This is a genomic window from Arthrobacter bussei, from assembly GCF_009377195.2.
GTDB classification, from domain to species: domain Bacteria; phylum Actinomycetota; class Actinomycetes; order Actinomycetales; family Micrococcaceae; genus Arthrobacter_D; species Arthrobacter_D bussei.
Window position 1 is genome coordinate 126,681 of sequence record NZ_VJXX01000006.1, and the last position, 25,048, is coordinate 151,728.

The 25,048-nt window shown below is 70.9% G+C and carries 24 protein-coding genes; 11 read left to right on the forward strand and 13 right to left on the reverse strand.

The features are described 5' to 3' along the window. Positions 1 to 6: 6 nt before the first annotated feature. Complete coding sequence (locus FNH21_RS15080) at positions 7 to 1,839, forward strand: glycoside hydrolase family 2 protein (RefSeq protein WP_152816877.1); 1,833 nt, start codon at positions 7 to 9, stop codon at positions 1,837 to 1,839. Next, positions 1,836 to 2,702, forward strand: a complete 867-nt coding sequence (locus FNH21_RS15085) for a phytanoyl-CoA dioxygenase family protein (RefSeq protein ID WP_152816878.1) — start codon at positions 1,836 to 1,838, stop codon at positions 2,700 to 2,702. Before FNH21_RS15080 ends, FNH21_RS15085 begins: the two co-directional genes overlap by 4 nt. A 120-nt stretch (positions 2,703 to 2,822) precedes the next feature. Here the strand turns inward: FNH21_RS15085 and FNH21_RS15090 are convergent, their stop codons facing one another. From FNH21_RS15090 to FNH21_RS15100, 3 genes are read right to left on the reverse strand one after another with little or no spacing between them, the layout of a single operon-like run. Continuing rightward, a complete protein-coding gene (locus FNH21_RS15090; RefSeq protein WP_152816879.1) occupies positions 2,823 to 3,851 on the reverse strand; it encodes an isopenicillin N synthase family dioxygenase in 1,029 nt (342 codons plus the stop codon). Positions 3,852 to 3,895: 44 nt separating this feature from the next. Further along, on the reverse strand, positions 3,896 to 4,330 hold the full coding sequence (locus tag FNH21_RS15095; protein ID WP_338403308.1) for a YkvA family protein: 435 nt from the start codon (positions 4,328 to 4,330) through the stop codon (positions 3,896 to 3,898). A gap of 4 nt (positions 4,331 to 4,334) precedes the next feature. After that, entirely contained in the window at positions 4,335 to 4,976 is a 642-nt protein-coding gene (locus FNH21_RS15100; RefSeq protein WP_152816880.1) for a TetR/AcrR family transcriptional regulator, read from the reverse strand. Positions 4,977 to 5,042: 66 nt separating this feature from the next. Here FNH21_RS15100 and FNH21_RS15105 point away from each other — a divergent pair, with 66 nt between their 5' ends. The 3 genes from FNH21_RS15105 (at position 5,043) to FNH21_RS15115 (ending at position 8,690) form a co-directional block, all read left to right on the forward strand. Next, the gene (locus FNH21_RS15105) at positions 5,043 to 5,918 is read left to right on the forward strand and encodes an ATP-binding cassette domain-containing protein (RefSeq protein ID WP_152816881.1); all 876 of its coding nucleotides are present in this window, start codon (positions 5,043 to 5,045) and stop codon (positions 5,916 to 5,918) included. Positions 5,919 to 5,921: 3 nt separating this feature from the next. Further along, positions 5,922 to 8,264, forward strand: coding sequence for a YhgE/Pip family protein (locus tag FNH21_RS15110; protein WP_152816882.1), 2,343 nt, complete (start codon positions 5,922 to 5,924; stop codon positions 8,262 to 8,264). A 105-nt stretch (positions 8,265 to 8,369) separates the two neighbouring features. Then, positions 8,370 to 8,690, forward strand: coding sequence for a putative quinol monooxygenase (locus FNH21_RS15115; protein ID WP_152816883.1), 321 nt, complete (start codon positions 8,370 to 8,372; stop codon positions 8,688 to 8,690). Between the two features lie 10 nt (positions 8,691 to 8,700). Here the strand turns inward: FNH21_RS15115 and FNH21_RS15120 are convergent, their stop codons facing one another. Together FNH21_RS15120 and FNH21_RS15125 are read right to left on the reverse strand one after the other, a co-directional pair. After that, positions 8,701 to 9,252 (reverse strand): GNAT family N-acetyltransferase, encoded by a 552-nt coding sequence (locus tag FNH21_RS15120; RefSeq protein ID WP_152816884.1) that lies wholly within the window; start codon positions 9,250 to 9,252, stop codon positions 8,701 to 8,703. 184 nt (positions 9,253 to 9,436) lie between these two features. Then, entirely contained in the window at positions 9,437 to 11,242 is a 1,806-nt protein-coding gene (locus FNH21_RS15125; protein ID WP_191932037.1) for a 5'-nucleotidase C-terminal domain-containing protein, read from the reverse strand. Between the two features lie 161 nt (positions 11,243 to 11,403). Here FNH21_RS15125 and FNH21_RS15130 point away from each other — a divergent pair, with 161 nt between their 5' ends. Further along, complete coding sequence (locus FNH21_RS15130; protein WP_191932038.1) at positions 11,404 to 12,393, forward strand: alpha/beta fold hydrolase; 990 nt, start codon at positions 11,404 to 11,406, stop codon at positions 12,391 to 12,393. Between the two features lie 148 nt (positions 12,394 to 12,541). On the opposite strand, the gene FNH21_RS15135 is transcribed toward FNH21_RS15130, so the two are convergent. The 6 genes from FNH21_RS15135 to FNH21_RS15155 all read right to left on the reverse strand — a co-directional run bounded on the left by FNH21_RS15135 (position 12,542) and on the right by FNH21_RS15155 (position 17,167). Then, entirely contained in the window at positions 12,542 to 12,922 is a 381-nt protein-coding gene (locus FNH21_RS15135; RefSeq protein ID WP_152816885.1) for a hypothetical protein, read from the reverse strand. 192 nt (positions 12,923 to 13,114) lie between these two features. Beyond that, complete coding sequence (locus tag FNH21_RS15140; protein ID WP_152816886.1) at positions 13,115 to 13,678, reverse strand: dihydrofolate reductase family protein; 564 nt, start codon at positions 13,676 to 13,678, stop codon at positions 13,115 to 13,117. A gap of 243 nt (positions 13,679 to 13,921) precedes the next feature. Continuing rightward, positions 13,922 to 14,338, reverse strand: coding sequence for an alpha/beta fold hydrolase (locus tag FNH21_RS16905; RefSeq protein WP_206687066.1), 417 nt, complete (start codon positions 14,336 to 14,338; stop codon positions 13,922 to 13,924). Next, positions 14,335 to 14,808 carry an alpha/beta fold hydrolase gene (locus FNH21_RS16910; RefSeq protein ID WP_206687067.1) on the reverse strand — a complete coding sequence of 158 codons (474 nt, stop codon included), beginning with the start codon at positions 14,806 to 14,808 and terminating at the stop codon, positions 14,335 to 14,337. Before FNH21_RS16910 ends, FNH21_RS16905 begins: the two co-directional genes overlap by 4 nt. Then, complete coding sequence (locus tag FNH21_RS15150) at positions 14,805 to 15,656, reverse strand: SDR family NAD(P)-dependent oxidoreductase (protein ID WP_338403309.1); 852 nt, start codon at positions 15,654 to 15,656, stop codon at positions 14,805 to 14,807. The genes FNH21_RS16910 and FNH21_RS15150 overlap by 4 nt, the downstream gene beginning before the upstream one ends. After that, positions 15,653 to 17,167: a flavin-containing monooxygenase gene (locus tag FNH21_RS15155; RefSeq protein WP_152816887.1), complete on the reverse strand. Its 1,515-nt coding sequence runs from the start codon at positions 17,165 to 17,167 to the stop codon at positions 15,653 to 15,655. The genes FNH21_RS15150 and FNH21_RS15155 overlap by 4 nt, the downstream gene beginning before the upstream one ends. 69 nt (positions 17,168 to 17,236) lie before the next feature. Here FNH21_RS15155 and FNH21_RS15160 point away from each other — a divergent pair, with 69 nt between their 5' ends. Further along, positions 17,237 to 18,322 carry an AraC family transcriptional regulator gene (locus tag FNH21_RS15160; RefSeq protein ID WP_152816888.1) on the forward strand — a complete coding sequence of 362 codons (1,086 nt, stop codon included), beginning with the start codon at positions 17,237 to 17,239 and terminating at the stop codon, positions 18,320 to 18,322. After that, positions 18,300 to 19,280 carry a substrate-binding domain-containing protein gene (locus tag FNH21_RS15165; protein ID WP_191932039.1) on the forward strand — a complete coding sequence of 327 codons (981 nt, stop codon included), beginning with the start codon at positions 18,300 to 18,302 and terminating at the stop codon, positions 19,278 to 19,280. Before FNH21_RS15160 ends, FNH21_RS15165 begins: the two co-directional genes overlap by 23 nt. A gap of 165 nt (positions 19,281 to 19,445) precedes the next feature. Here the strand turns inward: FNH21_RS15165 and FNH21_RS15170 are convergent, their stop codons facing one another. After that, complete coding sequence (locus FNH21_RS15170; protein WP_241743296.1) at positions 19,446 to 21,353, reverse strand: adenylyl cyclase; 1,908 nt, start codon at positions 21,351 to 21,353, stop codon at positions 19,446 to 19,448. Between the two features lie 233 nt (positions 21,354 to 21,586). On the opposite strand from FNH21_RS15170, the gene FNH21_RS15175 reads away from it, so the two are divergent. The 3 genes from FNH21_RS15175 to FNH21_RS15185 all read left to right on the forward strand — a co-directional run bounded on the left by FNH21_RS15175 (position 21,587) and on the right by FNH21_RS15185 (position 23,327). Beyond that, entirely contained in the window at positions 21,587 to 21,901 is a 315-nt protein-coding gene (locus tag FNH21_RS15175; protein WP_055769682.1) for a DUF6457 domain-containing protein, read from the forward strand. Beyond that, entirely contained in the window at positions 21,898 to 22,881 is a 984-nt protein-coding gene (locus FNH21_RS15180; RefSeq protein ID WP_152816889.1) for a D-cysteine desulfhydrase family protein, read from the forward strand. Before FNH21_RS15175 ends, FNH21_RS15180 begins: the two co-directional genes overlap by 4 nt. A gap of 122 nt (positions 22,882 to 23,003) precedes the next feature. Next, complete coding sequence (locus FNH21_RS15185; protein WP_338403311.1) at positions 23,004 to 23,327, forward strand: ASCH domain-containing protein; 324 nt, start codon at positions 23,004 to 23,006, stop codon at positions 23,325 to 23,327. A gap of 161 nt (positions 23,328 to 23,488) precedes the next feature. Here the strand turns inward: FNH21_RS15185 and FNH21_RS15190 are convergent, their stop codons facing one another. Then, positions 23,489 to 24,793 (reverse strand): MFS transporter, encoded by a 1,305-nt coding sequence (locus tag FNH21_RS15190; protein WP_152816890.1) that lies wholly within the window; start codon positions 24,791 to 24,793, stop codon positions 23,489 to 23,491. Positions 24,794 to 25,048 lie beyond the last annotated feature (255 nt).

A 25,048-nucleotide genomic window follows, 5' to 3' on the forward strand; every position in this document is an offset into this window, starting at 1 on the left:
ATCGGCATGCGGAATCCAGATGTGTCGACGGCCAGCCTCCAGGACGGGACCTACCCCCGGCCTCAACTCGTCCGCCACGGGTGGGCGGATCTCGGGGGAGAGTGGGACTTCAGGTACGACGACGAGGACGCCGGCGTCGCCGACGACTGGTTCGCGGGGGCGACGCCGTTCCCCCTGACCATCACCGTCCCGTATCCGCCGGAGTCCGTCCGATCCGGCGTGAACGACACGACCTTCCACCCCGTGGTCTGGTACCGGCGCATCCTCACCCGGGCGGACGTCGTCGAGAGCGGGAGGTCCGCACCGGACGACCGCCTGCTGCTGCACTTCGGTGCCGTCGACTACCGGGCCACGGTCTGGATCAACGGTGCCCTCGTCGGGTCCCACGAGGGCGGCCAGAGCCCCTTCAGCTTCGACATCACCGATCATGCGGCGGCCGCCCCCGAGCTGTCCCTGGTGGTGCGCGCCGAGGATGATCCGCACGACGTCGCCCAGCCCCGCGGCAAGCAGGACTGGCTGGAGGACCCCCACGTCATCTGGTACCACCGCACCACGGGCATCTGGCAGCCGGTCTGGCTCGAGTCCGTGCCGGCCGCGTTCATCGAGGGCGCCGTCTGGGAGCCGGACGTCCCGAAGGGATCGGTCCGCCTCGAGCTCGAACTCTCGCCGCAGCGGCACACCGCCCGGACCGTGCGCGTGGACCTCAGCTATGCGGGCCACCCGCTCGGCAGCTACACGGCATCGGCCTCGCAGCCCCGTGTCGTCCTGGACTGCGTCATCCCGCATCAGGCCAACGGCCAGGCCTACGAGTCACTGCTGTGGTCGCCGGAGGATCCCCGCCTCATCGACGCGACGGTGGCCCTGCTCGACGGCGACGGGTCCGTCGTCGACGAGATCTGGTCCTACTTCGGCCTGCGCAGCGTCGGTACCGCCGGGCGCCACTTCCTGCTCAACGACCGGCCCTACTACGTCCGCTCCGTCCTGGAGCAGGGCTACTGGCCGGAGTCGCTCCTCGCGGCGCCCGACGCGCACGCCCTCCGCGAGGAGGTCCAGCTGATCAAGGATCTCGGCTTCAACGCGGCGCGCCTCCACGAGAAGGTCGAGGACCCGCGCTTCCTGTACTGGGCGGACCGGCTGGGCCTGCTCGTCTGGGGCGAGATGGGCAGCACCTTCGAGTTCTCGCCCACCGCCATGGAGCGGGTCTCCCGCGAGTGGGTCAGCGTGGTCCAGCGTGACCGGTCGCACCCCTGCATCGTCACGTGGGTGCCGCTCAACGAGAGCTGGGGCGTGCAGCAGATCGCCCACAGCGCCGAGCAGCGCCACTTCGCCCAGGCCATGTACCACCTCACCAAGGCCCTCGACGGCTCCCGACCGGTCATCTCCAACGACGGCTGGGAGCACGTGGAGTCCGACCTCTTCACCATCCACGACTACGCGACCACGTACGAGGACCTGAATGCGAGTTACCGGGATGCCGCCGCGTTCGACATCGTGGCCAGGGGAGTGGGGCCGGCGGGCCGCCGATTGAGCGTACTGCCGGACCTGCCCCGGACCGAACCCGTGATGGTGTCCGAGTTCGGCGGGATCCTCTACGCACCGAACAGCCCCATCGAGACGTGGGGCTACTCCACGGCGGACTCCGACGAGGACTTCGCCCGTCGGTTGCAGGCCCTCTTCTCCGCGCTCTACGACAGCCCGGTCCTCTCGGGCTTCTGCTACACCCAGCTGACCGACACGCTGCAGGAAGCCAACGGACTGACGGACGAGAACCGGAAGCCGAAGCTGCCGGTGGCCGAGATCCGGAAGATCGTCATGGGACCGAGGGGGGAACACGCATGAGTGACATCGCAGCAGGGACGCCGCCCCGGGAGATCCCGGTACCGGAGGGCGCGACCCCCGAGGCGGCCGCCGCCGTCGAGGGGCTGTACACCCGCGGGGTGATCGCGCAGCAGGGCGCCTTCACGCGCGAGTGGGCCGCGGAAATGCGCGAGGACATCGACGCCGCCCTCGCCGAGGCCCTCGCACGGCCGAACGGCGCCGTGGGCCGCGGCCCGAAGCGACACTACGTGGAGATCCACCCGGAACAGCTGCGCGGCTGGGTGGACCTCGTGGACCACCCGTGGGTCCGCATGGTCAGCGAAGCCGTGCTCGGCCCGGACTACGAGATCGTGGAGCTCGGGTTCGACGTCCCCGGGCCCGGTGCGGTCAATCAGCCGTGGCACCGTGACTTCCCCATGCCGGCGGAGACCAGGGAGCACGGGCGGCTCACCTCCCTCGCCTTCAACCTCACCGCGGTGGACACCGAGGAGGACATGGGGCCCTTCGAGGTGGCACCGGGGACCCAGTGGGACCTGCCGGAGGGCTTCGACCACGAGATGTTCCCGCCGAAGTCCGCCTATCCGCGGTACGAGGCACTCGCCGAGCGGAAGTATCCGCGCATGGGAGACATCTCGGCGCGCTCCGCGCTGACCATCCACCGCGGCACGAGGAACGAATCGCAGAAGTCCCGGCCGGTCCTGGTGCTCGGCATCGACGCGCCGGGAGCCGGGAACGCGGAACACCACTCCATGGCCGTGACGAAGCCCTTTCATGACGCACTGCCCGAGCGCGTGCGGCGCCACGTGGTGTGCCCGGTCGTCGACGAGCTGACGCCGATCACGCAGAAGCACTCCATCGAGGGCCTCATGATGGGCGAGGCCTGACAGCCTTCCGGACGACGGCGACGGCGGCACCCTCGCGGGTGCCGCCGTCGTCGTTCCCGTGTCCCGTCCGGTCCCGTGCCGTGACGGGCGAGCCGATCCTCCGACCGGGCGACGACCGGCCTACCGGCGGGCGAGCTCCGGGTGGTGGAGCTCGGTGACGTCCGGGTGCGCACGGACGCGGCCCTTCAGGACGTTCGAGCCGTACGAGGACAGCATGGGGTTCTCGGGGTCGTCCGAGATGCCGCGGGCAGCGGCACGCAGCTCCTCCGTCAGCGGCACCGGCTCGATCACGGCATCCAGGCGGGGCGACCAGAAGAACGGGATGGCGTAGCGGTCGACTCCGGGGGCGGGCGCGGTGACGCGGTGGACGGTCGCTGCGAGGTAGCCCTCGGTGGCGACCTCGAGCATCTCGCCGAGGTTCACCACGAGGGCGCCCGGGATCGGCGTGACGGGGACCCACTGCTCGGTCCCGTGGGGGAGGACCTCGAGGCCCCCGACGGCGTCCTGCAGCAGGAGCGTCACGAAGCCGTAGTCGGCGTGGGAGCCGACGCCCTGCGAACCGGCGCCCTCGACCACGCCGCCCACGTAGTGCACGAGCTTCGCCATCCATGCAGGTGTTCCCTCGAACGGCGCCGCGAAGTAGTCCTCCGGCAGGTGGAGGGCGACGGCGATGGCCGAGAGCAGTTCAGCGCCGACCCGGGACATGAGGGCGGCCCACTCCATGGCCCGGACCTCGAGCTCCGGCAGCGCCTCGCGCGGCCACAGGTTCGGGCCCTGCAGGAGCCAGTAGGGCTCGTCCGCGGGGTAGTCGGTGACGGGCTCGCGTTCGGGGGAGAAGTCGATCTGCTCCCGTGCGTCCGGTCGGCCGCGCGTGATCTCGGTGCCGAGTCCGGCGTAGCCGCGGAAGTGCGGCGAGGTGCGGTTGACGATCGTCAGGCGTTCCTCGAGCGGCAGGGCGAAGAAGCGGCGGGTGATGTCGAAGAGGTCGTCGACCTGCCCTGGTGCGGAGCCGTAGTTGACGATGTGGAAGAAGCCGACGGTGTGTGCGGCGGTGCGCAGTTCCTCGATGAACCCGGGGGTGAAGGAGCCATCGGTGGAGCGTGCGCTGCTGAGGTCGAGTGTGGGGATCTGCCCCGGTGAGTGCTGCATCTGCAGGAGATTACGCCTCGGCGAAAGACGCGCCCGCGTTTCCGTTACGCCGTATTGCGATCCTCGCCCGGGTCCCTGAGCCCGGCCAGGGCGCGCACCAGGCGGAGGCCGCCGTCGGACCCCGGCCAGTGGCGCCGCAGTGCGTCCGGGCCCGCGGAGCGCACCACCGCGCGGAGGACGACGGCGATCAGGACGAGGTCGTCCGCGTATCCGACGACGGGCAGGACATCCGGAACGAGGTCGATCGGGAGCAGCAGGTAGGCGAGGAGTCCCAGGAGCAGCAGGCGGCTCCGACGAGGCAGTGCACGGTCCGCGGCGAGCCGCCGGACGAGCCGGAGGATGTCCGGGCCGAGGCGCACTGCGTCGGTCAGCGAGAGCACGTCCGGGTGCCGCCGTGCGTAGACCGCGAGGCAGGCGAGGAAGAGGGCGTAGGCCAGCACCAGGGCGACGACGACGGACAGGGCGGCGTGCCGGTCCACGGGTTCAGGACGCCAAGGCCGCGCGGAGGACGGCGGAGATGCTGCCCGTGATCTGCTCCTCCGTGACGGCCTCCGGATCGGCCGCGCATTCGACGGCCATGCCGTTGATGGTGGCCAGCAGGATCGTCGCGAAGACGGTGTAGTGCTCCGGGTCGGACGGCGCCCCAAAGGGTGCGGCCCGCTCTGCGAGGGTCGTGGCGAGCAGTGAGCGGCGGTTGCGCCGGTGCTCCCTGAACACGGCGCCCACGTCGGGGTCGCGACCCGCCTGGAGGGCGAACTCGACGACGAGCGCGTGCCAGCGCTGCTCGCGCAGGACGCCGCGGGCGAGATGACGGGCCGTCCGCGCGATCGTCTCCTCGAGCGAGGTGAGGTGGTCGAGCTGGCTGAGGACGTCCGCGGCGGTGTCGGCGAGGCGTTCACCCAGGAGGGTCGCGAACAGCTCCTGCTTGGACCCGAAGTTCGAGTAGACCGCGCCCTTCGTGTAGCCGGCACGTTCGGCGATGGTGTCGAGCCGGGCCGCGACGTAGCCGATCTCCTCGAAGACCTCCAATGCGGCCGCGAGCAGTCCCGCACGTACGTCCTCCCGGCGCGGTCGGCGCCGTGGTCGTCCGGCCGTGGTGTCCGGCGTGTCCTTCTGCGTGGTCATCTGCCCTCCTGCAAAGACGATACCATTGGTATTGAATACCCAAAGTATTGAAAGTCGAAGGACGTCATGACCCTCATCCCGCTCGTTCACCGGCCGGATCTATCCGCGGACGCGCCCCCCGCCGTCGTCGTCGACGGTCTCACCCTGCAGGCAGGGAAGCGCACCGTCTTCGAGGGCATCTCCTTCACCGTTCCCGCCGGTGTCCTCGCGGTCCTCGCCGGCCCGTCCGGCACGGGCAGGACCGCCCTGGCGCTCGCGCTCTCCGGTCGGCTCGCGCCCTCGAACGGCCGCCTCTCGGTGCTCGGCCTCGCCCTTCCTCGCCGCGCCGGTGCCGTCCGGCGGCGGGTCGGGATCGCGGCCAACGCCACCGTGGCGCCGCTCGACGAGACACTCACCGTGCGGCACCACGTGGCCGAGGCACTCACGCTCGCCGGCCCCTGGTGGAAGCCCGCCGCCTCACCCCGGCAGGTCGACAGGACGATCTCCGCGGCCAATGACCTGCTCGGCGCGCTCGAGGACGCCTTCGGCGATGATCCCGCTGCCGCGTCCCTCCACCAGGCCAGGCTCCATCGCGGCGAGCTGATCCGGGACACCGCACCGATCGCGCGTTTCACCCTCAGCCTGCTCCTCGCGCTCATCCCGTCTCCCGACATGCTCGTCGTCGACGACGTGGACCAGCTCCGCACCGTCGGCGAGCGGCGGGCCGCCTGGGCAGCGCTGCTCACCGTCGAGCGCACGGCCCGCGCCGGCTCGGGCGCCCTGACCGTCGTCGCCACCTGCCAGGAGCGGCGTGAACTCGACGACGTCCTCGACCCGACGCATCGACTGAGCGCCCTGCCCCTGCGACCCGCCGTCGTGCAGGTGCTGGGGGCTCCCGCCGCGTTCGCCCCCACTCCGGCGACCTCCGTCGCTCCCTCGGGACCCACCCCAGAAACCAGGTGACGCATGTTCTCCCTGATCCGCACCGAACTCTCCCGCTTCCGCACCACCCTGCTGTCCAGGGCCGCGCTCATCGTGATCGCCATCATCCCGGCCCTCTACGGCGGGCTCTATCTCGCCGCCAACTGGGATCCGACGGGCAACCTCGAGCATCTGACGGCCGCGGTCGTGAACGAGGACCAGCCCGCACCGACCACCGGACCCGACGGCTCGGGCACCATGGTCTCGGCCGGCGATGACCTCGCCGCCTCACTGACCTCCTCCGGCGACGCCGGCTTCACCTGGGTGGAGGTGACCCGGGCCGAGGCCGAGGACGGCCTGCAGGACGGGACCTACGCGGCGACCCTCGACATCCCGGCCGACTTCTCCTCCCGCCTCGCCTCGCTCGGCGGGGAGTCGCCGGATCAGGCGATGCTCGACATCACCACCGACGACGCCGACAGCTTCATCGTCGGCCAGGTGGGCAACACCGTGGCCGCCACCCTGCAGCGCCAGGTGCAGTCGGGCGCCACCGAGGACTACCTCGACGGCATCTACCTGGGCTTCTCGTCCCTGCACGGGAAGCTGGTGGAGGCGGGCGAGGGCGCCGACAAGCTCGCCGCCGGCGCCCGCAGCGCGGACGAGGGGTCCGCTTCCCTCGCCGTCGGCCTGGGAGACATCGTGGACGGGACCGCGCAGCTGTCCACCGGCAGCGCGCAGGTCGCCGCCGGTGCTGCCGACCTCGCGGCCGGGTCCGGTGAGCTCGCGGGTGGCCTGGCCGGTCTCGACAGCGCGACGGCGGACCTCGTCCCGCAGTCCCTGCAGCTCGCCGACGGTGCGGCTGCGGCCTCGGCCGGAGCGGCGACCCTGCGCGACGGCGCCGCACAGCTGGCAACCGGAACTCAGTCCGTCGCCGACGGCGCCTCGGCCCTCACCCCGTCCGCCTCCGCCCTCGCGGACGGCACCCGGCAGGTCGCGGACGGCGTCGGCCAGGTGGGGCAGGGAGCCGCGGCACTGTCCACAGGTGCCGCCCAGATCCAGGGCGGCGCCGAGCAGTCGGCCGCCGGGTCGAGGGCGGTGGCGGACGGACTCGCCCGGCTGCAGCAGACCTATGACTCGCTCACCGACGCCGAGCGGCTCGCGGCCCTCCAGCAGCTCGCCGCAGGCGCGGACGCCGCTGCGGACGGTTCGGATCAGGTGGCCGCCGGAGCCGGGGCCCTCGCGTCCTCGGCGTCGGACCTCGCCGCCGGCGCGGACGCCGCGGCCACGGGTGCGTCCACCGCCGCCGACGGAGCGGGAAGCCTCGTGACGGGCGCGGGGCAGCTCGCCGCCGGCGCCACCGACGCGTCGGCAGGGGCCGCGCAGGTCGCCCAGGGTGCGGCGGACCTGGCCGACGGGCTGGGTCAGCTCGACGCCGGCACCGCGACGCTCGCCCGGAACACCCCGGCCCTCCGCGACGGGATCGTCGCGGCGTCCGACGGCGCGGACACGCTCGCCGCCGGAGCGTCGACGCTGAGCACGGGTGCGGGCGACGTCGCCGGAGGGGCAGCAGTGCTGGCCGACGGGTCCGGCGAGGCCTACGACGGCGCCACGAGCCTCGAGGGCGGGCTGGGCTCCCTGTCGACGGGCTCACAGGACCTCGCGCAGCAGCTCGGCGAGGGGGCCGGCCAGGTGCCCGACCCCGACGACGCGGAGCGGGCCGAGCTCGCTTCCGTGGGAGCCTCACCCGTCTCGATCGAACGGACGCACGCCAACGCGGTGGACGCCTACGGCGAGGGCATGGCGCCCTACTTCATCCCCCTGGCGCTCTGGGTCGGCGGGATCGTGACCTACACCGTCCTCCGCGCCGTCTCGCCGCGGGCCCTGGCCTCCTCGGCGTCGTCCTGGCGCGTGTCTGCCGCCGGGTACCTGCAGGGCGCGCTGTTCGCCGTGCTCCAGGCGGGGGTCCTGCTCGCGATCCTGCTGGCCGGCCTCGGCCTGACCACGCCGCACCCGGTGGGCCTGGTCGCCTTCACCGTCCTCACGGCGCTCGTGTTCACGGCGATCCACCAGGCGCTCGTCGGGCTGCTCGGCGGGGTGGGGCGGCTCGTGGCGCTCGTCCTGCTGATGCTGCAGCTGACCTCCGCCGGGGGCACCTATCCCGTCGCGACGGAGCCCGGCTTCTTCCAGGTCCTCAGCCCGCTGCTGCCCATGACGCACGCCGTCACCGGGCTGCGGCACCTCATCGCGGGAGGTGACACGGGCATCGTCTGGGCGTCCGTCGCTCAGCTGCTGATCGTCTTCGCCCTCGCCGCCGCCCTCTCCGTGTACGCGTCGCACCGGCGTCGTTCGTGGACCCTGGAGAAGCTCCACCCCAGCCTGTCGATCTGACAACAGTCCTCCACAGGTGTGCCGTCCGCCTGCAGCGGCCGGCCCGGAGCTTATAGGTTGGAGGTGTATGTCCGAGCAGTTCCTCCATCAGGAAGGCACCATCCCATGATCTTCATCGTCGTCAAGTTCACCGTGAAGCCCGAGTGGAGCGACCGCTGGATCGACCTCACGCGCGACTTCACCGAGGCCACCCGCCGCGAGGCGGGCAACCTCTGGTTCGACTGGTCACGCAGCGTCGAGGACCCCAACCGGTTCATCCTCATCGAGGCGTTCCAGGACGACGCCGCCGAAGCGCACGTCAACAGCGACCACTTCTCGCAGGCCATGCAGGACATGCCGCAGGCGCTCGTCGAGACGCCGGAGATCATCAGCGAGCGGATCGCCGCCGAGGGCTGGGGCCGCATGGGCGAGCTGACGGTCGAGTAGCGCCCGGACGTCAGACGGCGGTGGCCACTGCGGGGAGGGCCTGCTCCATGATGAAATCGTCCTCGAAACGGTCTCCCAGCTGGAAGCGCTTGGTCCCCACCACACCGAAGCCGTGCTTGCCGTAGAACCGGAGGGCTCGGGCGTTCTCCTGGTTGACGCCGAGCCAGATGCCCGGGAGGCCGGACCCGGCTGCGTGCTGCAGCGTCGCCGTCATCAGGGCCGATGACGATCCGCTGCCGTGCAGGTCGGGGTGGACGTAGAACTTGCTCAGTTCCGCCGTCGGAGTGAGCGAGAGGGCTGCGAGCACGTCCGCGTCCGACGGAGGATCCAGGACCACCATGCTCCAGCCCGCCACCCGGTGCCCCTCGCGGATGCACAGGACGGTGTGCCCCGGCCGGGCCAGCACCTCGGCGAAGCGCTCCTCCGAGAGCTGCGTCTCGATGTGCCGCTGGATCTCCTCCGGAGGGGAATCGGGCGGGCAGGCCAGGGGGAACGTGACGGCGGCGCAGGCGGCGAGGGCCGCCGCGTCGGCGACGGTCGCCGTCGTGATGTCGATGCTCATGCACCAAATCTAGGACGAACGGCAGCAGGACGCGGACACGGGGTCCACGTCCTGCTGCCATTCGTTCACTGCGTCCGTCGGTTCACTGCGTCCGTCGGCTCCGGCGGGTGCTTGCTCCGGTCCGGGCGTCCGATCCTGCGGACGCAGGGCACCGGAACGCCGGGGGCGGAGCTGCCGTGATGGGCTACTCGACGACGGGCAGGCCGTCGCGGGTGAGCTTCCAGTTCTCCTCGAAGAACGTGCTCGGATCGATCGTGCCCTCGGCGATCAGGTAGTCGATGAGCAGCTGACGGATCTCCGTGGTCTGGTTGACGAGGACCGGAGCCGTGGCGATGTGCGGGAAGTTCCCACCGCCGGACTGCCGGTAGTTGTTCGTCGCTACCGCGAACCGCTGCGCGGGATCGATCGGCGCACCGGCGTAGCTCAGGTCGACGATGCGCTGTCCCACGGGCCTGCTGATGTCGATGTCATAGCTGACGCCGGACATCATGTCGTAGTTGTAGTCCGGCGTGCCCGCGGCATTGGTCAGCGTGGCCGGATCGACCGGAGCGCCGACGGCGGTCTGGGTGAAGTACTTGGCCGAGTACTCGAGGTAGTCCTTGACCTGGGCGCCGGTCATCTCGACGCCGAACAGCGTGTTCGGGAAGACGTACAGTCCGGCCATGTCGCGGATGGTGACGGGCCCCTCGGGGATCACCGCTGCACGGTTGAAGGGCGCGACGATGGACAGGACCGGCAGGTCGGCGTTCGGGGTCCCGTCGAGGGCCTTGTCGACGGCCTTGGCCTGGACGTCGTTGACGAAGTCCATGACGGCCGTGTCGCGGAAGCGCGAGTCGGCCGCTGACATGGTCTCCGTCGCCGTACCGATGGCCGTGTTGACGTAGTCGATCGTCGTCCGGTGCTGCTCGGCGGCGATCGCCGAGATCTTCGGGTCGGCAGGGACGGTGTTGGAGTTCAGCAGCTCGGAGTTCGCCGACGCGACGTCCCACTGGCCCCGTACCTTGACGAGCTCGAAGTCCATGACGGACAGGCGCATGCCCCAGTTCTTCGGCTCGGTGAGCAGGATCTGCTCGCCGGTCTGCCGATTGGTGACGAACCGCTCCGGGATCTCCTGGTGCTCGTGGCCCGCAAGGATCGCATCGATGCCCGGCACCTGCTCGGCGATCAGCGTCGACGCGTTCTCGATCGGGAGGTCGCCGCCGTAGGAGGACGTGCCCGAGGGGCCGGAGTGCGAGCTGACCACGACGACGTCCGCCCCCGCGGACTTCATCTCCGGAACGTACTTCTTCGCCTGCTCCACCATGTCGAGGAACTCGAGCTGCCCCTCGACGTTGTTCTTGTCCCAGATGGCGCTGCCGGGCGTGGTCAGCCCGAGGATGCCCACCTTGATGGGCTTCTGGCCCTTGAGCTTGACCGTCTTGATCACATAGGGCGTGAAAGCGTCCCCGCCGGTGGTCGCGTCCTTGACGTTGGCACCGAGCAGCGGGAAGTCGAGCTGCTCCTCGTAGGTGCGCAGCAGCGGCAGCCCGTAGTTGAACTCGTGGTTGCCGAGCGTGGTGGAGTCGTAGCCCATGGCGTTCATCGCGGCGGCCATGGGGTGCAGCTCGCCGGTCTCGTCCACCGGCTCGGTGTTGGCGTAGTAGTCCGTGAGGGACGTGCCCTGGATGGTGTCGCCGTTGTCGATCAGCAGGGTGGACCCGGCGCCGCGGTCTGCGCGGACCTGGTTCACGAGCGTCGAGATCTTGGCGATCCCGACGTCGTTGCCGGCCGCGTCGTCGTAATCGGCGTTCTTGAAGTAGTCCCAGTTCTCGATGTAGCCGTGGAGATCGCTGGTGCCCATGACGGTGATCGAGACCGTGCTGTCCTTGGATCCGCCCTTGGTTCCGCCGGGTGCGGCGGTCGCTGCGGGTGCGAGGGTGAGGGCGGCGGCGCAGCCGACGGCGATGGCCGTGAGTGCGCGACGGTGCCCCCGGTTGAGGCTTTGTGACACGGTGAATCAGCTCCTGTTGGTATGCGGTGGCGTCAGCATACCCGTGACCGATGACACACTGGTGACCGGGACATGGCGGTGGATGAACGCCCGGTGTCCGCCGGCGAGGACCGGCGGTGGACCGGTCCCCTCACCCCGTTCGAGGTCAGGGAGGACCATCAGTGACGACGACGCCGGAGCATCAGGACGAGTACCGCGAGGACCTCCTGGGCGCAGGGTACGAGGCACGGACGCTCCCGCTGGCGGGGGACGACGAGGGCGAGGTCGTGGCGACGCTCGTCCGTCGTCGCGCCTCGGGGACCTCGCGCCGGGCGGTCCTGTACGTGCACGGCTTCGTGGACTACTTCTTCCAGACGAATCTCGCGGACGCCTGGCTGGAGGCCGGGTTCGACGTGTACGCACTGGACCTGCGGAAGTACGGCCGATCGCTCCGCGAGCACCAGACGCCGAACTACATCACCGCGCTCGATCACTACGACGAGGAACTCGACACTGCGGCACGCATCATCCGGGAGGACGAGGGCCATGACGTCCTCGTGGTGATGGGGCACTCGACCGGTGGCCTCATCACCTCGCTGTGGGCGCACCGGCGGCGCGGCCGGGGGATCGTGGACGCGCTCGTGCTCAACAGCCCCTGGTTCGACCTCAACGCGAGCGTGTTTCAGCGCACCGTCGGGACCGCCGCGGTCCACCGGATCGGCGCGCTCAAGCCGCGCACCGTCGTCGGCACGCTCGGGTCCGCGTACGGGCGGTACCTCCACAGCGGCAGCGGAGGGGAGTGGAGCTACGACCTCGCGTGGAAGCCGCACGGCGGGTTCCCCGTGGTGGCCGGGTGGCTCGCCGCTGTCCGCCGCGCCCACGCCGAGCTCAACCGTGGCCTCGCGATCGACTGCCCGGTCCTCGTGGCGTGCTCGGACGCGACGTCGAACCCAGTGAAGGAGCCCGCCAGGATCTCCTCGACGGACGTGGTGCTCGATGTCGCGCACATCGCTGCCCGGTCCCCGCGCCTCGGGCGCCACGTCACGCTGGTGCGGATCCGTGGGGGCATCCACGATCTGGCCCTCTCGCCCGAGCCGGCGCGCTCGGAATTCTTCGCGGAGCTCGCGCGGTGGCGGGACACCTACGTGCCGGAGGCCGGCGTTACCCCGTGATCCGGATCCGTGAGGTGGAGCCGGACGACGACGGCGGCGGCGTGGACGCGCTCGCCGCGCTGCTCGTGCTGCCGCTGATCCGGGCCTGAACGCGTGCACCGGCGCGTGGGTCGAGGTCCAGGTCAAGCAGTGAGGACGACTGTCTGACTCAGGCGAAGCGGCGCATCGCGAGTCGTTCGGCGAAAGCCTGCTCCTCGCAGAGCGACGAATGCGCGAGGGTGAAGATCCGGGCGTCGGAGCGCAGTTGCCCGATCAGGGCGAGCGCGGTGCGGGCGTCCAGGTCATCAGCGAGCAGCAGCGTCGCCGTCGCCTGCACCCGCCCGGCGCCGGCGGTCGCCGCAGCGCTCCGCAGCCCTGCGACGCTCTCGTGCCACTGGGTTGGATCCGCGCTCCGGAAGGAGCGCTCGATGCCGAGGATGCGCTCGTCGAGCAGATCGGTGAACCGCGAGACGAATGACGCCGCTGCGCGCGGCGAGCCGATGTCGGCAGCAAGCCTGGATACTGCTGCCGTGTCGATGATGGGCTGCATCTCGGGTCCTTTCATGCTGTGCGAGCCGGAGGGTGGACAGGACTCGGAAGGGCCGTGTCCAGGTCCCCACCGGGATGCCCAGTCTTGCGTGGGTATCTGAAGCTGGGACGCAGGAATACTCGGGTTTTCATCAAGAAGCGGAAGGGAACGTCCGGCGGTTGCCGCTCTGTTCCACCATCCGCCGACCCGCCCTCATCGACCGCCGCGCTCGACGTCGTAGGTCAGCACGGCGAACTGTCCCTGCTGTTCCACGGTGCGCAGGACGAGCCGGTCGGCCCCGACCCGCAGCGGCAGGAGCGGCGCCCCGCCGGTCAGCGCGGCGGGTGCGACGGCGAGCTGGATCTCGTCCAACAGCCCGGCTGAGAGGAACTGGCCGGCCAGGTCGCCGCCGCCGACCACCCAGATGTCCCGTGCGCCTGCCGCTTCGCGGATCCGGTCGATCGATGCGCGGACGTCGCCGGAGACGAGCCGCACGTCGGCACCCTCGGGGATCGGCAAGTCCCGGGAGGTGAAGACGAACGTGGGACGCTCGCCGTACAGCGTCGGCCATTTCCCGGGGTCCTCGATCAGCCCCTCGAAGGCGAGCACCCATGCGTAGGTCGTCGAACCCTCCACCAGGACACCCACGGAGTCGAGGAAGCGCTCGTGGTGTTCCGGCGGCGGCGGCTCCACGGCGAACAACCACTCCAGCGAGTTGTGCTCGTCCGCGATGAAGCCGTTGATCGAGGTGGCGGTGGAGAAGATGATCCGGGTCATGCGTCATTGCACCATGCAGCTCCGACGATCAGGACCAACGGCCAGGGCGTCATCAGGAGGCAGGCTGCCCTTCGCCGCAGGTCGGCATGAACCCGTGACGAACCTGCGTCAGCGGGCGCGCCCGGCTGCGCTCCCTCCCACCGACCGGACGGAGTCAGTGGGAAGGGTGCATCCCTCCCACTGACGACCTTCGGTGAGTGGGAGGGCCGGCGGTGCCGGGTCGGAGGACCGGGCGCCGTCGGCTTAGGCCGGTGCGCCGTCGACCCGCCCGACGAAGTCGCGCACCAGGGCGTCGAACTCCTCCTCCCGCTCGATCTGCGGCATGTGCCCGCAGCGCTCGAACAGGTGGAACTCCGCGTGCGGGAACACCGTGCGGGCGTGGTCGAGGTGCGAGGCCGGCAGCACGCGGTCCTCGTCGCCCCACACCACGAGCGTCGGCTTGTGCTGGGCCGCGACGGTGCGGAGCAGTTCGGTCCGCCAGCGGCGACGCACCCCGCGGAACGTGCCGAGGTGGCGGGCAACGGCGAGCAGGACGTCGTCGTGCACGGGGTTGCCGCCGACCTGCTGGGCGTGGTCGAGGCGCTCCTCCGTGACGAACCGCTTGTCGTAGAACAGGGCGCGCTCGGTGCGGTAGGCGGCCTTCCGGGACTTGTCCTTCATGAGCCGCCGGCCGAGGGGCGGATGGCGAGCAGGCGCAGCGCGATGGTCACCTCCTTCCCGAAACCGGCGCTGTTCACCAGGACCAGGCTGCGGACCCGTGCCGGTTCCAGGGCGCTGATCTTCAGGGCCACGGCGCCGCCCAGAGAATTGCCCACCACGTGCAGCGGCCGGTGCTCGCCGAGGGCGTCGAGCCCGGCGATGACGAAGCGGGCCATCGATTCCATCGAGTAGCGACCCTCGGTCCGCTCGGACAGGCCGAACCCCGGGAGGTCCAGGCTGATCACGCGGTGATCGGGGGCAAGCCGTCCGTACAGCCCCTCCCAGTCCTCGAGGCTCCGGCCGATCCCGTGGATCAGCAGCACGGGCGTCCGGGTGCGGTCGCCGTCGTCCCGGTAGCGCACCCGCACGCCGTCGACCACCAGCATGCCGTCGTCGTGCGTGGCGGACCGCTCCACGCGAGCCCCGCTCACCGGCGGATCTTCCGGGCCATCCGGGCGAGCTTCGTGGCGCGGCGTTCCAGGGTGCCGAAGGACATCGGTGCCACACGGGCGACGACGTCGGGGATCTTCGCGCTGAGGCCGATCAGCAGGCGGGGTTTCCGTGTCTTCACGGCCTCGAGCATGAGCTCCGCGGCCTTGTCGGCGGGGAAGATGAGGAGCTTGTTGAATTCGTCCTTCGCCTTCTTCACGTCGACGTCGCTGAGGTTCCCGCCGATCCGCGCGTTCAGTGCGATGCCGGTCCGGATGCCGCCCGGGTGCACTGAGGTGATGCCGATGCCGCGGGGCAGCAGTTCGTTGCGGAGGGCCTCGCTGAAGCCACGGAGGGCGAACTTGCTGGAGGAGTAGGCCGTCTGGCCCGCGGGCCCCACCAAGCCGAACAGGCTGGAGACGTTGACGATGTGTCCGCCGGGCGTGATCCGCGGCAGCAGGTGGTGCGTGAGCAGGACGGGCGCATGGAAGTTGATGGCCAGCACCCAGTCGAAGTCGTCCATGCTGATCTGGTCGAAGCGCCCGGCCAGGGCCACGCCGGCGTTGTTGATCAGCAGGTCGATGCGCTCGGTCCCGGCGAGGAGATCCGCGGCCACCCGTTCGACGGCGTCACGCTCGGAGAGATCGGCCACGAACGTCCGCACGCTGCTGCCCGGGAAGGTGGAGCGGATGGACGAGGCGACGCCGTCGAGCTTCGCCGCGTCCCGGTCGACGAGCAGCAGGGCGCTGCCGCGCTCGGCGAGACCGCGGGCGAGGTGCTCGCCCATGCCTCCCGCTGCTCCGGTGACGACGGCGGTGGCGCCGGTGAACTGGAAGGGCTGGATGCTCACGCGTGGATCTCCTGGAGGTCGGGGGCGGGGGTGCCGCTGGGAGGTACGGGGGTGTCGAACACCATGTTCTTCGAGAGGCTGCCGCGCAGGGCCGTCGGGGCGTCGAGCAGATAGTTCTGCCGCATGATCCACGGCTGGCGGTCGCCCTGCTTCGGGAAGGCGGACACCGCGCGCTGCACGTAGCCCGAGGTCAGGTCGAGGATGGGCCGGGCGGTCATCGCGCCGTCGACCGCCGGGGCGCCGTAGCGGTGGCCGTGGCGGTCCATGTACCGGACGAGGCGGCAGACGTAGCGTGAGCTGAGGTCGGCGCGCAGCGTCCAGGACGCGTTGGTGTAGCCGACGCAGAGCGCCAGGTTCGGGACGCCACTGACCATGAGCCCCCGGTACACCCAGGAGTCGCCGAGGTCCACCGGGCGGCCGTCGACCGTGAAGGTCGCACCGCCGAGGGGCAGCATCGAGAGACCGGTGGCCGTGACGACGACGTCCGCCTCGAGCTCCCGCCCCGAGGCGAGGCGGATGCCTGTCGGGGTGAAAATGTCGATGGTGTCGGTGACCACGGATGCCGACCCGGATTTCAGGGCCTTGAAGAGGTCGGCACTCGGCGCCACGCAGAGGCGCTGGTCCCACGGGTTGTAGGCGGGGGTGAAGTTCTCGCGGACCGAGGCCTCGTCACCGAGGATCCGCTCTGTCTGGGTACGGATGAGCTTCTTGGCGAGCTCGGGCCGGCGGCGGCAAAGCTGGTAGAAGGCCTGCGTGAACAGCACGTTCTTGGCCCGGGCCAGGTGGTGCGCGGGGCCGGCGGGGAGGCGGCGGCGGACGGCGTCGGAGAACTTGTCCCGGCTGGGCACGGCGGTGACGTAGGTGGGGGAGCGCTGCAGCATGGTCACGTGGTGGGCCTCCTTCGCCATGGAGGGGACGAGGGTGACGGCGGTGGCGCCGCTGCCGATCACCACGACCCTCTTCCCCGCGTAGTCCAGGTCCTCGGGCCAGAACTGCGGGCGGACGATCTCCCCGGCGAAGGAGTCGAGGCCGGGGAAGGAGGGCTCGTAGCCGCGGTCGTAGTTGTAGTAGCCGCTGCAGAGGTAGAGGAAGCCGCAGGTGAGCTGCCGGCGTTCCGTGCCGCCGTCGTCGTCCGTGACGTCGAGGTCGAGGGTCCAGCGCGCGTCCTCCGAGGACCAGGCGGCGCCGACCAGCTTCGTGCGGAAGCGGATGCGCTCGCGGATGCGCGGATCCTCCGCGGTCTCGCGGATGTAGGAGAGGATCGAGGAGCCGTCGGCGATCGCCTTGGCCTCGGTCCACGGGCGGAAGGGGTAGCCGAGGGTGAACATATCGCTGTCGGAGCGGACGCCCGGGTAGCGGAAGAGGTCCCAGGTGCCGCCGATTGCGCCCCGGGCCTCGAGGACGGCGAAACTCTTGCCGGTCAGGCCGGTGGACACGCGGTAGGCGGCGCCGATGCCGGAGAGCCCGGCGCCCACGATGACGACGTCGAGGTGCTCGAGTGCTGTTTCCATACCTTCATCATTCCGTCTTGCACTGCGGACCGCTTGACTTCGTGCGACAGCTATTTACCCTTGGACGACATGAGCTCTGTCATCCGCTCGGCCGGCATGCGCGGCTTCCGCGACGTCGTCGAACAGTTCGGCGGTGATGCCGAAGCGCTCGCGGCGCAGTTCGGGGTGCCGCTGGACGCGCTCGACGGCGACGACGTGCTCGTGTCCGACGTCGCGATGGCCCGCCTGCTGGAGGGGGCGGCCCGCGCGCTGCCCTGTCCGGATCTCGGCCTGCGCATCTCCGCGTACCAGGACATCGGGATCCTCGGCCCGCTCGCCGTCGCGGTCCAGAACTCGCCGACCGTGGGGGCGGCGCTCGAGTGCGCGTCGCAGTTCCTGTTCCTCCACAGCCCCGTGCTGCGCTTCACCCTCGTGGCGGATCCGGAGGGGCGGCCGGGCGATGTGGGCCTCTGCTACGGATCCTCTGAGGGCACGCCGCCGCGTCAGGCCACGGATGCGATCCTCGCCTTCTCGCACCGCATGATCCGTTTCCTCCTCGACGGCCCGTACGGACTGCATTCGGTGCACCTCTCGCACCTGCCCAGGGCTCCCGCCTCCCGCTATACGGAGTTCTTCGGCGCCGAAGTGCGCTTCGGCCAGGCCGCCTCGCTCCTGCGGGTACCGCGGAGCCTGCTCGACCGCCCGCTCGCCGGTGTCGACGACACCCTGCGGGAGATCGCCCTCGACTACCTCCACAGCCACTTCCCCGAACCGGGCCGCGTAGTCGCACCGCAGGTCAGGAACGCCATCGACCGCATGCTCGGCAGCTCCCCGCCGCGCATCGACTCCGCCGCCCGGCTCCTCGGCATGCACGCCCGGACCCTGCAGCGTCGGCTGGCTGGCGAGGGCACCAGCTTCGAGTCCCTGCTCGACGACGCCCGCCGCGACGCGGCGCTGCGGCTCCTCACCCGCACGGACCTGCCGCTGCAGCAGGTCGCGGGGCTCGTGGGGCTGTCGGAGCAGTCGGCGCTGACGCGGTGCGTCCGGCGGTGGTGCGGCACGACGCCGAGTGGCGTGCGGGCGGGCAGCGCGGGAGTCCCGGAGGCCCCCACCTACACTGACAGGCAAGGATTCACGGCGGGAAGGGGGAGCGGTGGCAGGGATCACGAGCGCTGACGTGGCCCGCGAGAGCGGTGTCTCCCGCACCACGGTCAGCTATGTCCTGACAGGGCGCGACGGCGTCAACATCTCCGAGGAGACCCGCCGCCGGGTCCGGGAGACGGCCACCCGGTTGGGGTACGCGCCGTCGGCCGCGGCCCGGGCGCTGCGCACCGGGCGGAGCGACCTGGTGCTCTGCATCCTGCCGGACTGGCCCGTGGGACCCGTCATCGAGACCCTGCTCGACGAACTGGCGGACGAGCTCTCCGGCCGCGGCCTCTCCGTGCTCGTGCACCACGGCCGCGGCGCCCGGCCACTCTCGGACCTCTGGCGGGCCGTGACCCCGCGGGCCGTGATCGGCTTCGCGCCCTTCGCGGAGGACGATCTGCTGGCCATGCGTCAGGCCGGCATCCAGGTGCTCGGGACGCTCGGCGAGGACCGCCAGCCCGATCCCGATCTGCCGTCCGAGAGCCAGCTGCGGATCGGTGCCCTGCAGGCGGAGTGCCTGACGGTCCGCGCGACCCGGCTCGGGTACGCCTGGCCGGCCGACGCACGTCTCGCGGTCTTCGCCCGTGACCGCCTCCGCGGGGTCCAGCGGATCTGCGCCGAGCTCGATCGTCCCGAGCCCGTCGTCCTTCCCGTCGGACTCGACGTCGAGTCCGCGGCCGAGGCCGTCCGGGCCTGGCGAGGGCTCGGCATCACCGGCATCGCGGCCTACAACGACGACGTCGCCCTCGCGGTCCTCGCCGGGATGCGGGCCGAGGGCCTGTCCTGTCCTGACGACTGCGCGGTGGTGGGCGTCGACGACGTCCCGGCCGCACGGCTCGCTGCGCCTGCGCTGACGACGGTCTCGCAGTCCATCGAGGTGCAGGCGCGGTATCTGGCCGCCCTCGTACTGGCCGACCTCGACGGTGCGGCGGAGAAGCCGGGCCATCCGGGCCACGGGCTGCATCTGGTGGAGCGGGACTCGGCCTGACGCTCGCCGTCAGGGGCAGCGGTGCCACCCACCTCGGCAAGCCGACCCGGGTGCACCACCACGGCAGTGCTTCGAGTCCCCGCACCGTCAGGCACGCACGAAGGGCCGGAGCAATGCTCCGGCCCTTCGTGCATGCACGCGGCCTGTGACCACAGGAACGCCGGTTTACGGGTAGCGCTCCACGTAGCTCGGGGTGCCCGTGTTCGCGTTGCTCACGGGTGCCCCGGTGTCGTTGACCACGTGGTCGATCGTGCCGGCGCCGAGGTTGACGGTCAGCACGTGGTTGAGGACGACGCCGGATGTGTCCGGCACCTCGAACCCACGGGTGGCGCGGATGGTCGGGTCCACGTTGGTGAAGATGTACGAGCCGCCACCCCACAGGGTGTGCTGCTTCACCCCGTCAGCCACCTTGTAGCCCGCCCAGCCGAGGACGCCGTCGTGCTGCCAGGCCGCCTGGTTGGGCGGGTCGTAGGGCAGCTCGTTCTGGTAGAGCACGGTGCGGCCGCGCTCGCCGTTCCAGATGGTGTTGTACTCCTGGTAGTGCTCCACGAACAGGCCGGTGGCCGTGACGTCGTCGCCGTTGATGATCACGCCGTTGCGGCCCGTGCTGACGTCCCAGCCGAACGCTCCCTCGTTGCCGTGGTCCGCGCGCCACACCCAGATGTGGTCGATCAGCACGTTGTCGCTGTTCACCTCGAGGCTGGTGTCGGCCTTGCCCACGTGCGGGCCGCCGATGCGGAAGTAGACGTCGCTGAGCGTCGTCGGGTTCGCCGGATCATTCTTCTTCGCCCCGTTGTTGCCGTTCTTCGTCCCGATCTGCAAGAGGACGGGGGAGTTGACGGTGCCGCCGTCGATCGTGACACCGGCGATCACCACGCCCGGCACATCGGCGACGCGCAGGGGCACGGCGCCGTTCACGGCGGTCAGGGTCGCGTGGCCGAGGCCGAGCACCACGGTGTCGGCTCGCTTCACCCGGATGGTGTCGGCGATGTCGTAGACGCCCGGCGTCAGGAGGAGATGCTTGCCGCGGGCCAGGGCGTTGTTGAAGGCCTGCACGGAGTCGCCCGGGCGGGCGACGAAGAACTCGGAGAGCGGGACGGTGCGGCCCGGCGTCACGCCGTCACCCCACGAGATGCCGCGGGAGTTCGTCTCGGCCGAGGGCACGCGCACACTGTAGGCGCCGCTGCTGTCCGCGAAGAGGTAGGGCTTCTCGCGGCTGACCGGGGTCTCGTCGAGGGTCGTGTACGGGGGCGTGGGGAAGCCCTCGTCGGTCGGCGCTCCCACGGTGCCCGAGAACACCTGGTTCCAGACACCGTTGGACCAGCTGTCGATCTCCGCGTTGCGCGTCAGCCACTGCTGCTGCGAGCCGTTGACGATGTCCCCGGCCTTCGAATCGGCGAGGTAGCCACCGCTCGCGAACTGCGGACCGGCCGTGCAGTAGTCCATGAGGGACAGCGTGCCGCCCGTGACGTTCACGCGGCGCAGGGAGACGGCCTGCGAGACCGCCCAGAAGTTCGCGGTCGCCCGGCAGCCGTCCTGGCCCGCCCCGTTGACCTGCAGTGTCAGGTTGGAGAGCGTGCGCCAGAAGTTGTTCAGCGCGATGCAGTTGCTCGTGCCGTTGTCCTCGAGGCAGCGGTTGTAGACCTCGATCTTGCCGTTGATGGTCACGTCCGACGGTGACGCGCCGAGCCCCGCGACCTCCGTGTAGTAGCCGACCTCGAACTGGAGCGGCTCCGCGTCGGTGCCGTAGGTGCCGGGCAGGAACAGGAGCGCTTCGCGTCCGGTGCCCATCTCGTCGTCGATCTGGCGGGCGTTGACGGCATCGACCTCGGCCTGGATCTCGCTGACGGGCATGCTCGGATCGAAGATCGTCACGTTCGGGCCGAAATCGGGTGCCGACGACGGGGGTGCCTTCTTCGCTGTCACCGGCACGCTCTGAGCCGGTACCTGTGCGGGGGTGGCGGGTGGGGCGGCGATCGCGGTGGCTCCCGTGCTGGTGGCCAGGAGCACGAATGCTCCGAGCAGTGCTGCGAGCCGGGTGCGTCCGGTCCTGGTGGGGCGGGGGATGGTCATGCTGAACGGTTCCTCTCCGTCGAGGTGGTCCTGCCGGGGCGGCGAAGCGAGCGTGGTGAATCGTGTCACTACGCCGTGAGGGAATTACATCCCCGGAGCGTGGTGAAGTCAAGGAGTGCCGCGACAGCATCGCAGGAGATCAGTCGTTGAAGGGTCGCGCGGCCGGTGGTAGAGCTTGGAGGAGCGACGCCGGCACGGCCGGCACGTCGACAGCCCCGACCCGAGGAGAGACCATGGCAGCGCCCGACGACGAAGAACGCAGCCTCAGCGAGTGGAGCCGGACCCTGGCACAGGCCCTGCAGGTCCTGGACCTCGAGGTCGATCACCCGAGGATCGTCGAGGTCGCCGAGCGCTCCTCGCGCCTGCTCACCCCGCACGCCGGAGCCATCAGTGCCTTCATGATCGGCTACGCGGCGGGCACCGTGACCACGGACGGTCGGGACGAGACGAGCGCCGCCGTGGAGAAGGCCGCGAAGACCGTCCTGACGGTCATCGAGAAGGACGAGGAGACGAGCGAGGAGGAAGGCTGGACCGGCTCGGCACAATGACGACCGCTGAGCGGCAGGAGCAGACACCGACCCGCGCCCGGCTCGGATCCTGGCCGACGCCCCTCGAGCCTGCGCCCCGTCTGTCTGCCGCTCTCGGACTGGACCCCGACGACCTGTGGATCAAGCACGACGACCTCAGCGGGTTGGGAGGGGGAGGCAATAAGGTCCGGAAGCTCGAGTGGACCGCCGGCACGGCCCTGGCTCGCGGGGCGGACGTCCTCGTCACGACCGGCGCGGCGCAGAGCAACCATGCGAGGCTGACCGCGGCGGCCGGGGCGAAGCTCGGCGTCGACGTGGTGCTCGTGCTCACCGGATCCCCGGAACCGCTCGGCAACATCGCCCTGGACGCCCTGCTCGGCGCGACCGTCCACTGGTGCGGTGACGTGACCGAGGACGGGCTCGCGGCTCGGGCGGAGGGTGTCGCGTCAGATTTGGCGGCCGACGGGAGATCGCCGGTCCTCATCCCGTTCGGCGGCTCCAGCAGTGTGGGGGCGATCGGGTACCGCGATGCCGGTACGGAGCTCCTCGGTCAGGACCCGTCGGTGGGCCGCGTGGTGGTGGCGGTCGGGTCGGGCGGCACGATGGCCGGTCTCGTCGTCGCCCTCGGCGCGGAGCGCGTCCTCGGAGTGGACACGGGGGCCATGGCTGACCCCGCGCCCGCCGTCGCCCGCATGGCGTCCGAGCTGTCGGGCCGGCGGCTGGACGCGCAGGATCTCCTGATCGACCGCTCGCTGCTCGGACCGGGCTACGGCTCGGTCACCGACGAGGTCCTCGAAGCACTGCAGCTCGCTGCCCGCACCGAGGGTGTGGTCCTCGATCCCACCTACACCGCGAGGGCCATGGCGGGTCTCATCCGTGCTGCCCGAAGCGGGGAGATTCGCGCGGGATCGCGGACGGTCTTCTGGCACACCGGCGGCCTGCCCGGTCTCCTGGGACACCGCGACGCACTCGACCGGATCATGGGCACCACCACGCCCTGAGCGCAGCGCGTTTCGCTGCGCGACCATCGTCGAAGGCGCGCGATGGCGTGGTCCGCATCCCGTTCCGGGCGGCGCTGGCAAGCGCCGCAGGCTTTCGTCATCGAACCTCGCGACGACGGACCGTGCAACAGTGGACCATGCCCGAGCCGTCGTTGCCTCCTGTCGAATTCGCCTTCCCCGGCCCTCTTCGGGACGCACTCGTCGCCTCGATCCTGGCGGGCCGGAAGACCACGACGACGTCGTTGCTGGCCGAGTACGCCGTTGACGGCGAGGAGCTGCCCGGTGTGGGCCGGCGCCAGGCCGTGCTCGACTCGGCGGGTCGACCTGTGGCCGTCATCGAGACGGTGCACGTTGAGCAGCGGCGCCTCGACCAGGTGCCCGTGGGCCATGTCGTGGACGAGGGTGAGGGCCACGCGACGGTCGCCGGATGGAGGGCCGGGCCGTGAGCACTTCTGGCACGGTGTCGAGATGCGGGAGTACCTGCAGGACCCCGCCTTCACCGTGACGGACGGGACCGTCGTCGTCCTCGAGCGATTCCGGCTCGTCAATCAGGCGCCGGCGAAGGGCGGGCAGCACCGCTGACCGGCCCGACTGCGGGAGGCCCCGGTCAGACGCCGGCCGGTGCCGCGGATCGGGACCGTGGCAGGCGCGCGAGCGTCCAGGCCAGCAGGACGGCCACCAGCACGGCCGCGGCCAGCCCGAGCCCCGAGTAGCCCATCAGGACGAGCGCGGGCCCGGCGAGGGCTCCACCGGTGGCGCCGGCGAGGTTCATCAGCAGATCGGAGGTGCCCTGGACGGGCGCACGCTCGCCGACGTCGACCGCTCCCGCCAGCAGCGACGACGCCGACACCACGCTCGCCGACCAGCCGAGGCCGAGGAGGATCAGACTGACCGTCACGGCCACCTCGGACTCCGCACCCCGCCAGGCCACCAGCAGGGCGCCCAGCAGGAGGATCTGCCCGCAGAGGATCCCGCGGACAGCGCCGGCGCGGTCAGCGATCCAGCCGAACACCGGTGACAGGGCATACATCCCTGCGACGTGCAGGCTGATCGTCAGCCCGACCACGGACAGGCCCGCGCCGTGATCGTGCAGATGGACGGGCGTCATGGACATCAGGGAGACCATCGCCGCATGGCTGACCATGAGGGTCACGACGGCGAACCGTGCGCCGCTGTTACCCGCCAGGACGGCGAAGCCCCGCCGCTTCAGGGGCACCGGGGCATCGGCGCGACGATCGGCCGCCTGGCGCCTGAGCGCGGTCAGGAGGGGATCGGGCCGCAGCCCCGCCGTGTACACCAGGGCCGCCGCGACCTGGGCGGCGGCGGTGAACACGAATCCGCCGCTGAGCGCGGGGATCCCGAGGAACCCGGCGACCACCTGGCCGGGCTCGAACAGGTTGGGACCGAGGACGGCGCCGATGGTGGTCGACCAGACCACGAGTGAGAGGCTCCGCCCACGCGTCGATTCGGTGGCGAGGTCCGTGGCCGCGAAACGCGCCTGCAGGCCGGTCGCGGATCCCGAACCCAGCAGGACCAGTGCGACGAGCAGCAGGGGGAAGAGGGAGAGATACGCCGCGGTGATCGCGAGCAGCGCCCCGCAGCAGGCGAGGACGGAGCCCGTGGCGAGGGAGACGCGGCGTCCCCGCCGTTGGGCGAGGGTGGCGAGGGGGACGGCGGCCGCAGCGGCTCCGAGGGTCGCCATCGTGGCGGCCATGCCGGACCACGCGCTGGATCCGGACGTCTCGGCGGCGAGGAGGGCGCCGAGGGACAGCGTGGCACCTGCACCGAGTCCGCCGAGGATCTGCGCGACGACGAGGACGCGGACCACATGCCGCTGGGCGACGTCTACCCCGGGGGCCGTCTCCGGTGGATCGTCGTGCCGCCGGTCCGCGTGCCGGTTGTCCTGCCGCATCCGCCCGCTCCTCCTGGTCGCCGTGACCGGAGCAGTCTATCCGCGCGGACAAGCCCCCCCATGGCCGAGGCGCTGGCACGGCGACCCGCACACCGGAGCGCCGACCGGCCAGGCCAGGCACGGCAGACCTGGCGCACCGACATGCACATCCGGGAGCGCCGACCTACCCGGCCCGCCACGGCAGAGCCGGCGCAGCGAGCACGACGTCCGGCCGCCGTCGGACCATCCCCTGAGGGGCGTCCGACGGCGGCCGGG